The organism is Qipengyuania vesicularis (genome assembly GCF_019711415.1).
GTDB lineage: Bacteria > Pseudomonadota > Alphaproteobacteria > Sphingomonadales > Sphingomonadaceae > Qipengyuania > Qipengyuania vesicularis.
In genome coordinates, this window is record NZ_JAIGNJ010000002.1 from 490,134 (window position 1) to 502,580 (window position 12,447).

Sequence of the window (12,447 nt, forward strand, 5' to 3'; positions counted from 1 at the left end):
TAGACGAAATCCGGGGCTGAGGAGATTGCATGCGTTTTCGACCGGGAGTCAGTGTCTTGGCCATCGCTGCTGGTGCAGCGATCAGCGCCCCACTTGCGGCCGAAGACGCCGAGGATTCCGCAGGCACGCCTGCCCCGCTGGCCGAACCTTCCGATGCCGCGCGCATCTACGAGCCTGACTTTTTCGCCCAGTTCGCGCCTCGCAATGCGCTCGACATGGTCAGCCGGATCCCCGGCTTCTCGATATCCGGCGGCAACGACCAGGGCCAGCGCGGCCTCGGCCAGGCGGACCAGAACGTCATCGTCAACGGAGAGCGCTTTTCGAGCAAGTCGGACAGCCTGCGCGACCAACTTCGGCGCATCCCGGCCAGTGACATCGTGCGGATCGAGCTGGTTGATGGGAACACGCTCGACATTCCCGGACTGACAGGGCTTGTCGCCAATGTCATTTACACCAACACCGGCGCCTCGGGTCAGTTCGAATGGCGCACCGGCTTTCGCGCTCACAATACCGAGGCCCAGCTCTACGGCGGCGAAATATCCCTGACCGGGACCAGTGGCGCGCTCGACTACACTGTCTCCCTTTCGAACGACAACAATCGCTTCGGTGCCGATGGTCCGGTGCTGATCACCGCGGCGGACGGAACGCTGATCGAAGAGCAATACATCAAGTTCTCGGGTGCATTCGACAATCCCAAGCTCTCGACCAATTTCAGCTATGACTTCGGCGACGAGATAGTTGCAAATCTCAACCTGAGTTATGGAGAGGACTTCTTCTACCGCAACGAACCGGAACTGGCGGTTACCGCCGCCGGGCTCGAGCGTGACCGATTTGCACGCATTCGCGAGAATGGCCCGCAATACGAAATCGGTGCCGATATCGAATTCCCGCTCGGACCGGGCAAGCTCAAGTTGATCGGCCTCGAGCGTTTCGAGCGCGACAATTTCTCCAGCACGGTGATCGACCGGTTCGACGATGGGTCCGATGCGCAAGGATCGCGCTTCCTGCAGACCAATGGCGCTGGCGAACGGATCGGCAGGTTCGAATATGGCTGGAACATGCTCAATGCGGATTGGCAGTTCTCGGGCGAGGCAGCCTTCAACCGGCTCGACCGCGTGTCCTCGCTGTTCGATCTCAACGCAGCGGGCGATTTCGTCGAACTGGACTTCCCTGCCGGGACGGGAGGCGTCACCGAAGACCGCTACGAGACCAGCCTTTCCATTTCGCGCGAGCTCTCCCGGACGCTTTCGGTCCAGGTCATCGGCGCTATGGAGTTCTCGCGCATCGAGCAGACCGGTTCGGCGGCAAATTCGCGATCATTCAAACGTCCCAAGGGTTCCATTGCCACCTCGTGGAAGCCATCGGACGATTTCGACATGTCGCTGACGCTTGCACGCCGGGTCAGCCAGCTATCCTTCGGCGATTTCCTGGCCTCGGTCTCGCTCAATGACGACAACGAGAATGGCGGCAACAACGAACTCATCCCCTTCCAGACCTGGGCTATCGAGCTCGAGGCGAACAAGCGCCTCGGCCCCTGGGGCTCGCTCAGCCTAGACCTCGAACAAGGCTGGTTCGAAGACTGGATCGACTGGTTCCCGACCGCCGATGGCGGCGAGGCGCGCGGCAATATCGGCGATGCGCAACGCTTCAAGGTGCAACTGACCGCGACCATCAATCTCGACCCCCTCGGCCTGAAAGGCGCACGCATCGACGGGCGAGCAGTGAAGCGCTGGACCGATGTGACCGATCCATTCACCGGAGAGAGTCGTGACCTGTCCAACGTGGAGCGCGGCGTTATCGATGCCGACTTCCGCCACGACATACCCTCTACCGCCTGGGCCTGGGGCGCCGGGATATTCTCTCAGGATCCCGCACCCTATTCGCGCCGCTACGAGTTCGGCCGGGGCTGGGAGGGGCCGGTCTTCGCGAGGTTGTTCGTCGAGAACAAGGACGTGCTTGGCCTCACCGTCCGCGCGACCGCCGGCAACATACTCGGCGCAAGCAACTTCTTCGAGCGGACCGTCTTCGAAGATCCACGGCCCGATGGCGACATCCTGTTTCACGAGGAAATGGACCGTCGCATCGGTCCGATCTTCCGCTTCTCGGTAAGCGGCGACTTCTAGCGATCCGCTTGCATTCCCGAAGGACGGTGGCAGTGTGCGCCCATGCTCATCCGCACCCTCCCGCTCGCCCTCGCCCTCGCCTCGACATCAGCGCTTGCCCAGCAGGCGGAGGCGGACGCGCAGACATATCTCGACAGGATCGCCGCACTCGACGATGCGGGACCGGAATTGAACGCGGTTATCTCGGTCAATCCGGATGCCCCTGCTGAGGCGCGTGAGGCAGAGGCTGCAGGCACGCTGCTCGCCGGGCGCACGGTGCTGGTGAAGGACAATATCGAGACGCGCGAATTACCGACGACGGCAGGCAGCCTGGCCCTGGCAGACAACAACACCGGTCGTGATGCGCCGATGATTGCGAACCTGCGGGCTAGCGGCGGCGTGGTCTTGGGCAAGACCAACCTGTCCGAATGGGCCAATATCCGCGACGACAATTCGACCAGCGGCTGGAGCGGAGTGGGCGGGCTGGTACGCAACCCGCACGCCACCGATCGCAACGCCTGCGGCTCGTCGTCGGGCAGCGGGGCCGCGGTGGCAGCTGGTTTGGCCTGGGCGGCTATCGGCACCGAGACCAATGGTTCGATCACCTGCCCCGCCAGCATCAACGGCATCGTCGGTTTCAAACCGAGCGTCGGGCTGGTCAGCCGCCGCCATGTCGTGCCGATCTCGAGCACACAGGACACCGCGGGCCCGATGACCCGTACCGTGGCCGATGCCGCGCTTCTTGTAACGGCGCTGGCCGGTGAGGATGAACAGGACAGCGCGACCGTCGGTGTCCCGCGCCGCGAGAACTATCACACCGGGCTTGGCGATTTCTCGCTCGAAGGCGTGCGGATCGGCGTCATGCGGAACCAGGTAGGCAATCGGAACGATCTGAAGGCCGTATTCAACGCCGCCCTCGCCGATCTCGAAGCAGCGGGGGCCGAACTCGTCGATATCGAGTTCGAAGTGAACAACGAGATGTTCTCGAACAGCTTCACCGTGCTGATGTTCGAACTGCGTGACGAGATGGGCAAGTATCTTGCCAGCCTTCCGGCCGAAGACGCCCCGCGCAGTCTCGCCGACCTCATCGCCTTCAACGAGGCCAATGCTGCAGCGGAGATGCGCTGGTTCGGGCAAAGCCTCTTCGAACAGGCCGAGGAAACCACCGACCGCGAGGCTTACGAGGCAGCGCGCGAAGCCGGGGTGAGGATTGCGGGCGCCGAGACGCTCGACATGCTGATGGCAGAGAACAATGTCGCATTCCTCGTCTCGCCCACGCGTGGCCCCGCATGGACCACGGATCTCGTCAATGGCGACAATTTCAATGGCAGCGTCGGCTTCGGTTCGCCTGCGGCCATAGCGGGCTATCCGCACCTCACCGTGCCGATGGGCGCGATCGAGGACCTGCCGGTCGGGATCAGCTTCTTCGGCGCCAAATGGGCCGATTTCGATGTGCTGCAACTGGGCGCCGCCTATGAGCGCGTGCGCAGCGCCGAACTGCCCGAGCCCGATTTCCAGCCCTGGTCACCGCAAGAACAGCAGGCGGACTGATAGCGCGTGGAGTTCGATCCGCGCATCCTGATGTTCGTGATATTCGGGCTCGGCCTGATCCTGGCGGTGACGCTGGAGAAATGGCTGGCCCGCTTCTGGCTCTCGCTGCCGATCGTTTATGTGGCGGCGGGATATCTGCTCTATTCGCTGCCGATGGAGCTGCCCAATATCAACCCGACCTACGACGGGTTCGATGCGCTGGCGCTGGAGTATGTCACCGAGTTCATCGTCATAGCCTCGCTGGCCGCAGCCGGCATTGCGATCGACCGGCCGGTGAGCTGGAAAAACTGGGGTCAGATATGGCCCCTGCTCGTGATCGCCATGCCGCTGACGATCGCGGCAGTCGCGTTTCTCGGCTGGTGGGCACTGGGACTGCCGGTAGCGAGCGCTCTGCTGCTGGGGGCGGCGATGGCGCCAACCGATCCTGTGCTCGCACGCAGCGTCCAGGTCGGGCCGCCGGGCGACAACCAGCGCCATGATGTTCGCTTCTCGCTGACGGTAGAGGCGGGTCTCAACGACGGACTTGCCTTCCCCTTCACCTATCTCGCCATCGCCGCGGTCGGCATGACCTCGCTCGGCATGTGGACCATCGAGTGGATCGCGCTCGACCTTGTGTGGCGAATAGCTGCGGGCGTCGCAGTCGGCTGGGCGGTCGGGCGCGCGGGCGCGTGGTACGTATTCGAACGCGAAGCCGATGCCCCGATGAAAGCGATCGAGGAAGGCGACAGCGCCGACCAGCCGAAATATTCGACCAGCGAGGGGCTGATCGTGCTCGGCACGCTCCTGCTCGCCTACGGCCTCGCCGAACTGGCCGAGGGCTATGGCTTCATCGCGGTATTCGTGGGCGCGGTGACTGCCCGCCAGCGCGAAAACCGCAGCCGCTATCACAAGCTAAGCCACCATTTCATCGACCAGATCGAGCAAATCGTGCTGGTCGCGGTCCTGTTCGGCTTCGGCGCCATGCTGGCCAGCGGCGTGCTCGCCTCGCTAACCTGCCCCGCCGCGCTCGTGGGCATCGCGCTCGTATTCGCGATCCGGCCGCTCGCCGGCCTTTTGGCAGAGGCGCATTGCGACTTGCCGCTGGTAGGCAAGCTGGCGGTAGCCTTCCTTGGCGTGCGCGGCATGGGCTCGATCTATTACCTCGCCTATGGCCAGAACCACGCGCAATTCGAGGGGCTGGACGTGCTGTGGGCCACGGCCAGCTTCACTATCCTGCTGTCGATCGTCGTGCACGGCATCGTTGCCGGACCGTTTATCGCCCATGTCGAGCGCAAGCGCGCCCATATCCACGCGGGCGAGGAAGAGGAAATGGCCTGCCTCGCTCCTGACGACCGCAAGCTGGCCATCGAGCCGGCGACCAAGCCCGAATAGAAGTCGAGCCAGAACGGAAAAGGGCGGCAGGATCGCTCCCGCCGCCCTTCTGATCCCGAAAGACCTGCGCGAAATTACTTCTTCGCAGCGGCCTTCTTTGCCGGAGCCTTCTTTGCAGCCGGCTTCTTGGCTGCGGGCTTCTTCTCGGCAGCCTTCTTCGGCGCAGCTTTCTTGGCCGGGGCCTTCTTGGCGGCAGGCTTTTTCTCGTCCTTCTTGTCGTCGGACTTCTTCGCCGCTGCCTTCTTGGCAGGCGCCTTCTTCTTGGCCGGAGCCTTCTTCTTCGCCGGCTTCTTGGCGTCTTCGGATTCTTCCGCCTCGATCGCTGCTTCGAGTTCCTCGCGCGTCACTTCGCGGTCGGTGATCTCGGCCTTGTCGAAGAGGAAGTCGACGACCTTGTCTTCATAAAGCGGGGCGCGCAGCTGTGCGGCAGCCATCGGCTCCTGCTGGACGTACTGGATGAACCGTTCGCGATCTTCGGGGCGGTACTGTTGTGCCGCCTGCTGGATCAGCATGCTCATTTCCTGCGAGGTGACCTGGACATTGTTTGCCTGGCCGATTTCCGACAGCAGCAGGCCGAGGCGCACGCGGCGTTCGGCGATGTTGCGATAATCGTCCTTCTCGGCGTCCATTTCCTTCAGCATCTCTTCGGGGTTTTCCGAACGAGCGGCTTCCTGCTGGAGCTGGGTCCAGATCTGGTCGAATTCCGCATCGACCATGCCCTGCGGTACGGCGAAGTCGTGACCGGCAGCGAGCTGGTCGAGGAGCGAACGCTTCATCTGAGTGCGGGTGAGACCGGCAGTTTCCTGCTCGAGCTGGCCGCGCAGGAGTTCCTTCAGCTTGTCGAGACCGTCGAGGCCGAAGTTTTTGGCGAAATCATCATCGATCTTGGTGTCGCCCTCGACCTTCACCTGCTTCACGGTGACGTCGAATTCGGCCTTCTTTCCAGCGAGATGCGTCGCCTGGTAATCTTCGGGGAAGGTGACTTCGATGGTCTTGCTATCGCCGGTCTTCACGCCCGTCAGCTGGTCTTCGAAGCCGGGGATGAACATGCCCGAGCCGAGCACCAGTGCTGCATCCTCGGCCTTGCCACCTTCGAATTCCTCGCCATCGACGCGGCCGACGAAATCGATGATGAGCTGGTCGCCTTCGGCAGCCTTCTTGCTCTTCGCGGCGTCCTTGTAGCTCTTGTTGTTCTCGGCAAGCTTGCCGATCGCGTCCATCACTTCCTCGTCGGAGACGGGAACGGTCAGGCGCTCGATCTTGATATCGTCGGTGCTCGGAGTCTCGACTTCGGGGAGCACTTCGAGTTCGATCGTCAGGCTGGCGTCCTTGCCTTCCTCATAGCCTTCGCCCAGCTCCACCTTCGGCTGCATCGCCGGCTTGAGCTTGTTGTCCGCCATGGTCTTGTCGACCGATTCGCGAATCATGTCGTTCACGGCCTGCGCGTGCAGCTGTTCGCCATGCATCTTGCGCACCAGGTTCGCGGGCACCTTGCCGGGGCGGAAGCCGGGCATCTTCACCTGCGGGGCGATCTTCTTGATCTCCGAATCGACACGCTCGTCGATTTCCTTGGCCTTGATGGTGATCGCGTAGGCGCGCTTGAGGCCTTCGTTGGCGGTTTCTTTGATCTGCATGGGGTTGGAACTCGTAAGTTTACTGTCTGTCGGTGCAAGAGGCCTGCGTGAGGGCGAAACTGGTGCGGGCGAAGGGACTCGAACCCCCACATCTTTCGATACTGGTACCTAAAACCAGCGCGTCTACCAATTCCGCCACGCCCGCAAACCGCAAAACGGGGCTGTGCGCCGACGGTCGCCCGCCGCGCATATAGGCGCGTGCCTCTAGTCGGATGAGACCAAAAGGGCAAGCGCGTCGCACAAGCCTTGCGACAGGAAGTCTTGCGGGTGGTGCCCGACCGCAGTAGAGGCGCGCGCCATGAGCGAAGATAGCAGCGCAAGCGACAAGCCCCAGACCCCTCCGATGCAGCTCTCGGTGAACCCGAAGAGCCCGCATTTCGACGTCGACGTTCTCCAGCGCGGCGTGGGCATCAAGTTCAAGGACCGCGTTCGCACCGATATCGAGGAGTACAACATCTCCGAAGGCTGGGTGCGCGTGCAGGCAGGCAAGACCGTGGACCGTCATGGCAATCCGCTGACGCTGAAGTTGAACGGCCCTGTCGAAGCATGGTTCGAAGATCTTGGCGACAATCCGCCCGTCGCCAAGGCCGGCTGAGCAGCCGCTTTCCTACTTCGCGGCAGGTGTGGCAGGCCCGATGAGATGAGCCTGCCCCGCCGCCCAAACCCAAGCAATTCCGCCGCCAGGGGCACCCAGATGCCCGGTGGCGTTTTTCTTTTCAGGACCGTGTTCCATCTGTTCCATCCTGTTGGAACACCCCCGCGCCCTTGCCAAAGCCCCGGCAATCGCCCACCTGCCCGCAAGGCGAGACCATGACCGATACTGCGAAACCCACCGTCATCATCATCGGCCGACCCAATGTCGGCAAATCGACGCTGTTCAACCGGCTTGTCGGCAAGAAGCTTGCGCTGGTCGACGACCAGCCGGGGGTGACGCGCGATCGCCGCATGGGCGATGCTGAAATCGCAGGTCTGGAATTCACCATCGTCGATACGGCGGGGTGGGAAGACGAAGACCCCGACAGCCTGCCCGGCCGGATGCGCAAGCAGACCGAGGTGAGCCTGGAAGGCGCCGATGCCGCGCTGTTCGTGGTCGATGCGCGCGCCGGGATCACCCCGCTCGACGAGGAGATCGCCCGCTGGCTCAGGCAGCAGGATGTGCCCGTCGTGCTCGCCTGCAACAAGGCAGAAGGCAAGGCGGCAGAACCCGGCATTCTCGAAAGCTATAGCCTGGGCTTGGGTGAGCCGATGGGCATCAGCGCCGAACATGGTGAAGGCATTGCCGACTTGTTCAGCGGATTGTGGCCGATCATCGGCGCGAAGGCGGAAGCCGCCGAAGCCGCTGCCGAGCTCGAAGCGGAGCTCGACGAGGAAGACCTCTCTGGCCCCCTCAAGCTCGCCATCGTCGGGCGACCCAATGCGGGCAAGTCTACGCTGATCAACCGGATGCTCGGCGAGGATCGCCTGCTGACTGGCCCCGAGGCCGGCATCACGCGCGATTCGATTGCCGTCGATTGGGAGTGGTTCGACCCCAAGGCAAACGAGCAGCGCGAGATCCGCCTGATCGACACCGCCGGCATGCGCAAGCGCGCCAAGGTTGTCGACAAGCTCGAAAAGCTCTCTGTCGCCGATGCGCGGCGCGCGGTTGATTTCGCCGAAGTCGTGGTACTTCTGCTCGATGCGACCAAGGGGCTGGAGCACCAGGATCTCAAGATTGCCAGCCAGGTGCTGGAAGAAGGTCGCGCGCTGATGGTTGCGATCAACAAGTGGGATATCGCCGAAAACGCCTCCTCGCTGTTCAACGGCATCCGCGAGGCATTGAACGAAGGCTTGAGCCAGGTGCGCGGTGTGCCGCTGTTCGCCGTGTCGGCCAAGACCGGCAAGGGCATCGACACCATGCTCTCCGCCGCCTTCGAATTGCGCGAGGCTTGGAGCCGCCGCGTCCCCACTGCGGCACTCAACCGCTGGTTCGACGATGCGCTGGCCGCCAATCCGCCGCCCGCACCGGGTGGCCGCCGGATCAAGCTTCGCTACATCACGCAGGCTAGCGTGCGCCCGCCGCGCTTCGTGGTGTTCGGGACGCGCCTCGACGATCTGCCCAAGAGCTACGAACGCTATCTGGTGAACGGTATCCGCGCCAAGCTCGGCTTCGATGCGGTTCCTGTGCGCGTGGTGTTGAAGAGCCCGAAGAACCCTTACGATTCCAACCGCGGAGGTGGCGGCAAGTTCAGCGGCGGGGAAGGCCGTGATTGACGCCCTGCTGCTGATTCCCGGTATCGAGTTGCTCGAGCGGACCAGCTCGTCGATCCGGGTGCAGAATGTCGTCCAGCTGAGCATGGCGCCAGCCTTCCTGCTCGCCGGGATCGGTGCGGTCATGAACGTCATGACCAACCGCCTGATCTGGGTCGCGAACAAGATCGAGCGGATCCTGAAGGCGAGCGACGGAGACGAGGCGAACGATCTCCTTGTCGAGCTGCCTGCTCTGGAGCAACGGCGTATCCACGCCCAGCGCGCGGTGATGCTGAGCACGGCGGCCGCCTTTACGATCAGCATCGTGATCATGTTGCTGTTCGTCAGCGCATTCGTGAAGGCGCCGCTCGGCACGCTGGTTGCTTTTGCATGGGTGCTGACCATGGGCCTGCTGATGGCGGGCCTCGCCTCTTTCCTACTCGAAACAAGAGTGGCAGCACGCCGCAATCGCGAGCGCATGGACGAGCGCAAGTTCGGGCCCTGATTTGGCCGACTCGGCTCCGGGGTGCTAGGAGCCAAAGAAAAACAAGATCCTAGGGGTCGCGGAGGAGGAGAAATCCATGAAGACCGCCGCTACCTTGGGCTTTGCCCTTGCCGCCCCGCTTGCCTTGTCCGGCTCGATGACCACGCCGACCTCGGCAGCGCTTTCAGATGCGCAGCTTGCCGCGCTCGATCCCACCCTGCCTGGCCGCAACGCCTGCCGGGGGTTCTTCACCGGTGCCGACGCGCTCGACAAGCGCCTCGCGCTCGCCCGCTCCTTCGGCGCGGGCCAGCTGGCGACTTCGGCGGCTATCGGGCTGATCGGCGACACCGGTCGTTACGACCTTCCAGCGACGGGCCTCACCGGAGAGGCGCGCAGCTATTTCGATCAGGGCATCGCGCTCACATACGGCTTCAACCACAAGGCCGCGATCCGCAGTTTCCGCGAGGCAGCCCGCCTCGCCCCCGATTGCGCAATGTGCTGGTGGGGTGTCGCGCTCGCCAATGGTCCCAACATCAATGCGGGGATGGATGACGCGGCCAACCGCGATGCCCTCGCCGCGCTCGAGCGCGCGACCGAGCTTGCAGCGAGTGCGAGCGAGACCGAACGCGCGATCATCGCGGCGCAGAAGCAGCGATATGCGCTCGAAGGCGACCGCGCCGCGCTCAACGCGCAATATGCCGACGCCATGGCGGCACTTGCCGATGCGAACTCGGGGAATGACGACTTGCAGATCCTCGCGGCAGAGGCGGCGATGAACACGACGCCGTGGAATTACTGGACGGCGGAGAAAGAGCCGCAGCCGCGCATCGGCATGGCGGTCTCGCGCATCGAGACGGTGCTCGCGCGCAATCCGCAGCATCCGCAGGCCTCGCATCTGCTGATCCACCTGCTCGAGAACGGCCCGGACCCGCGCCGGGCCGAAGCTGCGGCAGACGAGCTCAACAGGAGCGGGCCGCGCAAGCTCGGCCACCTCGTCCACATGCCCGCGCATATCTACTACCGGATCGGGCGCTACGCGGATTCGATCGAAGCCAACATCGCCGCAGCTCGCGCGGACGAGGCCTATCTGGCAAGTGCACCGGAGGATGCGCTCTACCGTTACGGCTACTACCCGCATAACGTCCACTTCCTCTTGGTCAGCGCGCTGATGGTGGGAAACATGCAGGCTGTCGCTAGCGAAACGGCGCGTCTTGAGGCCATCCTCGACGCCGATATCGCGCGAGAGCTCGCATGGGTGCAGGCGATTCACGCCGCGCCCCACTTCGCCCTGGCGCATTCGGGCTCGCCGCAAGCGATCCTGGCACTGACCAAGGAGAAGACCGACCTCGCCTATGTCGATGCGATGCGCCTCTATGCGCGCGCTGTGGGTCACTCGCTGGCCGGGGACGAGGCTTCTGCCGAAGCGACGATTGCCGAGATCGATGCGCTGATCGAGGCGCCCGATGTCGTGGCGATGACGGAGCAATTCTTCCCCGCACCCGATCTCGTCAAGTTGGCCGGCCTTGCCGCACGCGGACGGCTGGCGCTCGCATCGGGCGATCCGTCGGCTGCTGTCCGTTACTTCGAACTGGCGGAGAGCATCGAGGCGACCATTCCCTATTCGGAGCCGCCCTTCTGGTACTATCCAGTCGCCCAATCGCGCGGCGCGGCGCTGTACAAGTTGGGCCGTCACGAAGAAGCCGTCGCCGCGTTCCGCAAGGCGCTGTTCCAGGCCCCGAACAATGGCTGGGCGCTCTACGGGTTGTCGAAGGCACAGGCGGCAGCCGGAAACCGGGTCGAAGCCAAGGCCGCCAAGGCCAAACTGGAGGAGATCTGGCAGGGCGACACGGCATGGCTCTCGATGGAGCGGCTCTAGCACGCTCGTCCCGTCGCGAATGCACATCAATTCGCGGTCAGGGCGTGCCTGTGGCAAGACCTTAGTCGGACGGTTGCTCACCGTTCATTCTTGCGGGCCAAACATGGAAGGCGGACAGTAGGAGGACCCCATGCCACGCATTCACCTGGCGCTCGAGCAACGCCATTCGGCCGACGGTAGCCCGCTGTTGATCGAGGCGCTCGACGTGCAGACCGCCCTCGCCGTCGCCGACATCAACGTGGCAAATGGTAGCGCGGAGTTATGGGAGGGTGAACGCAGGCTCGGACGCCTGACCAAGCACGGCGGCGATCACGCGACCTTCTGGGAGATCGTGGCGGACTAGCCGTCCTCGCCCTCTCCGGCGGCCTTCGAGTTGAGCTGGACGTAATTCTGCAGGCCCATCCGCTCGATCATGTCGAACTGGGTCTCGAGGAAGTCGACATGCTCTTCCTCGCTTTCGAGGATGCGCTCGAATATCTCGCGGCTGGTGTAGTCGCGCACGGTTTCACAGTGGGCAATCGCGTCCTTGAGCAGCGGGATCGCCTCCATTTCGACCGCGAGGTCCGCCTTGAGGATTTCCTCGACCGTCTCTCCGACCTTGAGCTTGTGGATCGCCTGGAAGTTCGGAAGGCCGCCGAGGAAAAGGATGCGCTCCGCAAGCACATCGGCATGCTTCATCTCGTCGATCGATTCATGCCGCTCATATTCGGCCAGCTTGGTCACGCCCCAATCGGCGAGGACACGGTAGTGCAGCCAGTACTGGTTGATCGCGGTAAGCTCGTTGGTGAGCGCCTTGTTGAGGAAATCGATAACCTTGGGATCGCCCTTCATGGCGCTTATCTCCGCTGCAATTCGAGTCGCCGCCTTATGCGCCGCGGCATTCCTCGCGACAAGGGTGGAAAGGCGGAAAAATGGCGGAAATCCGACAGTTGCGAGCGATTTTCAGTAGCGGGAACTAGGCTGCGACGGTGGTCGGCTCGAAGGCCATTTCGCGCTCTTCGAAGACAATTGCATCGGCATCGGCGAGGCACGTTCCGCAATTTGGACGCTTGCCCAAGGCGGAGTAGCAAGCTTCTGCATCGCCCGGGCACCGGCGCGCGGCATTGCGCAGATCGCTTTCCCTGATGGCGTTGCAGATACAGACGTACATGCGCTTCGACTTCCCTTGCGATTGATTCGCAAGAGCAGATGTAATGCGAATTA

Annotated in this window: 11 protein-coding genes and 1 tRNA gene; 8 read left to right on the forward strand and 4 right to left on the reverse strand. The window is 63.2% G+C overall.

The window, feature by feature from the left end; translation table 11 throughout:
* Positions 1-56 precede the first annotated feature (56 nt).
* Genes K3146_RS07955 through K3146_RS07965 form a run of 3 tightly spaced genes read left to right on the forward strand, consistent with a single transcriptional unit; the run spans position 57 to position 5,024 of the window.
* Entirely contained in the window at positions 57-2,123 is a 2,067-nt protein-coding gene (locus tag K3146_RS07955) for a TonB-dependent receptor plug domain-containing protein (protein WP_247711122.1), read from the forward strand.
* 42 nt (positions 2,124-2,165) lie between these two features.
* Entirely contained in the window at positions 2,166-3,653 is a 1,488-nt protein-coding gene (locus tag K3146_RS07960) for an amidase (protein WP_221545739.1), read from the forward strand.
* 6 nt (positions 3,654-3,659) lie between these two features.
* Positions 3,660-5,024 carry a cation:proton antiporter gene (locus K3146_RS07965; protein ID WP_345724004.1) on the forward strand — a complete coding sequence of 455 codons (1,365 nt, stop codon included), beginning with the start codon at positions 3,660-3,662 and terminating at the stop codon, positions 5,022-5,024.
* Between the two features lie 74 nt (positions 5,025-5,098).
* Here K3146_RS07965 and tig read toward each other — a convergent pair whose 3' ends face one another.
* Together tig and K3146_RS07975 are read right to left on the reverse strand one after the other, a co-directional pair.
* On the reverse strand, positions 5,099-6,658 hold the full coding sequence (gene tig / locus K3146_RS07970; protein WP_221545740.1) for a trigger factor: 1,560 nt from the start codon (positions 6,656-6,658) through the stop codon (positions 5,099-5,101).
* A gap of 60 nt (positions 6,659-6,718) precedes the next feature.
* Positions 6,719-6,803: transfer RNA gene (locus tag K3146_RS07975), tRNA-Leu, on the reverse strand.
* A gap of 153 nt (positions 6,804-6,956) precedes the next feature.
* Between K3146_RS07975 and K3146_RS07980 the strand changes: the two genes are divergently transcribed.
* From K3146_RS07980 to K3146_RS08000, 5 genes are all read left to right on the forward strand, one after another.
* Positions 6,957-7,253 carry a DUF3297 family protein gene (locus tag K3146_RS07980; protein ID WP_221545741.1) on the forward strand — a complete coding sequence of 99 codons (297 nt, stop codon included), beginning with the start codon at positions 6,957-6,959 and terminating at the stop codon, positions 7,251-7,253.
* 215 nt (positions 7,254-7,468) lie between these two features.
* A complete protein-coding gene (der, locus tag K3146_RS07985) occupies positions 7,469-8,908 on the forward strand; it encodes a ribosome biogenesis GTPase Der (RefSeq protein WP_221545742.1) in 1,440 nt (479 codons plus the stop codon).
* The gene (locus K3146_RS07990; RefSeq protein ID WP_221545743.1) at positions 8,901-9,389 is read left to right on the forward strand and encodes a DUF2721 domain-containing protein; all 489 of its coding nucleotides are present in this window, start codon (positions 8,901-8,903) and stop codon (positions 9,387-9,389) included. The genes der and K3146_RS07990 overlap by 8 nt, the downstream gene beginning before the upstream one ends.
* A gap of 76 nt (positions 9,390-9,465) precedes the next feature.
* The gene (locus K3146_RS07995) at positions 9,466-11,244 is read left to right on the forward strand and encodes a tetratricopeptide repeat protein (RefSeq protein ID WP_247711123.1); all 1,779 of its coding nucleotides are present in this window, start codon (positions 9,466-9,468) and stop codon (positions 11,242-11,244) included.
* Positions 11,245-11,374: 130 nt separating this feature from the next.
* Positions 11,375-11,587, forward strand: a complete 213-nt coding sequence (locus tag K3146_RS08000) for a hypothetical protein (protein WP_221545744.1) — start codon at positions 11,375-11,377, stop codon at positions 11,585-11,587.
* On the opposite strand, the gene bfr is transcribed toward K3146_RS08000, so the two are convergent.
* Positions 11,584-12,075 (reverse strand): bacterioferritin, encoded by a 492-nt coding sequence (bfr, locus tag K3146_RS08005; protein WP_221545745.1) that lies wholly within the window; start codon positions 12,073-12,075, stop codon positions 11,584-11,586. The genes K3146_RS08000 and bfr overlap by 4 nt on opposite strands.
* 124 nt (positions 12,076-12,199) lie before the next feature.
* Positions 12,200-12,394, reverse strand: a complete 195-nt coding sequence (locus K3146_RS08010; protein WP_221545746.1) for a (2Fe-2S)-binding protein — start codon at positions 12,392-12,394, stop codon at positions 12,200-12,202.
* Between the last annotated feature and the right edge of the window lie 53 nt (positions 12,395-12,447).

Bases quoted from the DNA above. Each gene is read 5' to 3' on its own strand.
- K3146_RS07980 (WP_221545741.1), top strand. From the start codon at position 6,957: ATGAGCGAAGATAGCAGCGCAAGCGACAAGCCCCAGACCCCTCCGATG.
- K3146_RS07960 (WP_221545739.1), top strand. From the start codon at position 2,166: ATGCTCATCCGCACCCTCCCGCTCGCCCTCGCCCTCGCCTCGACATCA.
- K3146_RS08000 (WP_221545744.1), top strand. From the start codon at position 11,375: ATGCCACGCATTCACCTGGCGCTCGAGCAACGCCATTCGGCCGACGGT.
- tig (WP_221545740.1), bottom strand. From the start codon at position 6,658: ATGCAGATCAAAGAAACCGCCAACGAAGGCCTCAAGCGCGCCTACGCG.
- K3146_RS07995 (WP_247711123.1), top strand. From the start codon at position 9,466: ATGAAGACCGCCGCTACCTTGGGCTTTGCCCTTGCCGCCCCGCTTGCC.
- K3146_RS08010 (WP_221545746.1), bottom strand. From the start codon at position 12,394: ATGTACGTCTGTATCTGCAACGCCATCAGGGAAAGCGATCTGCGCAAT.
- bfr (WP_221545745.1), bottom strand. From the start codon at position 12,075: ATGAAGGGCGATCCCAAGGTTATCGATTTCCTCAACAAGGCGCTCACC.
- der (WP_221545742.1), top strand. From the start codon at position 7,469: ATGACCGATACTGCGAAACCCACCGTCATCATCATCGGCCGACCCAAT.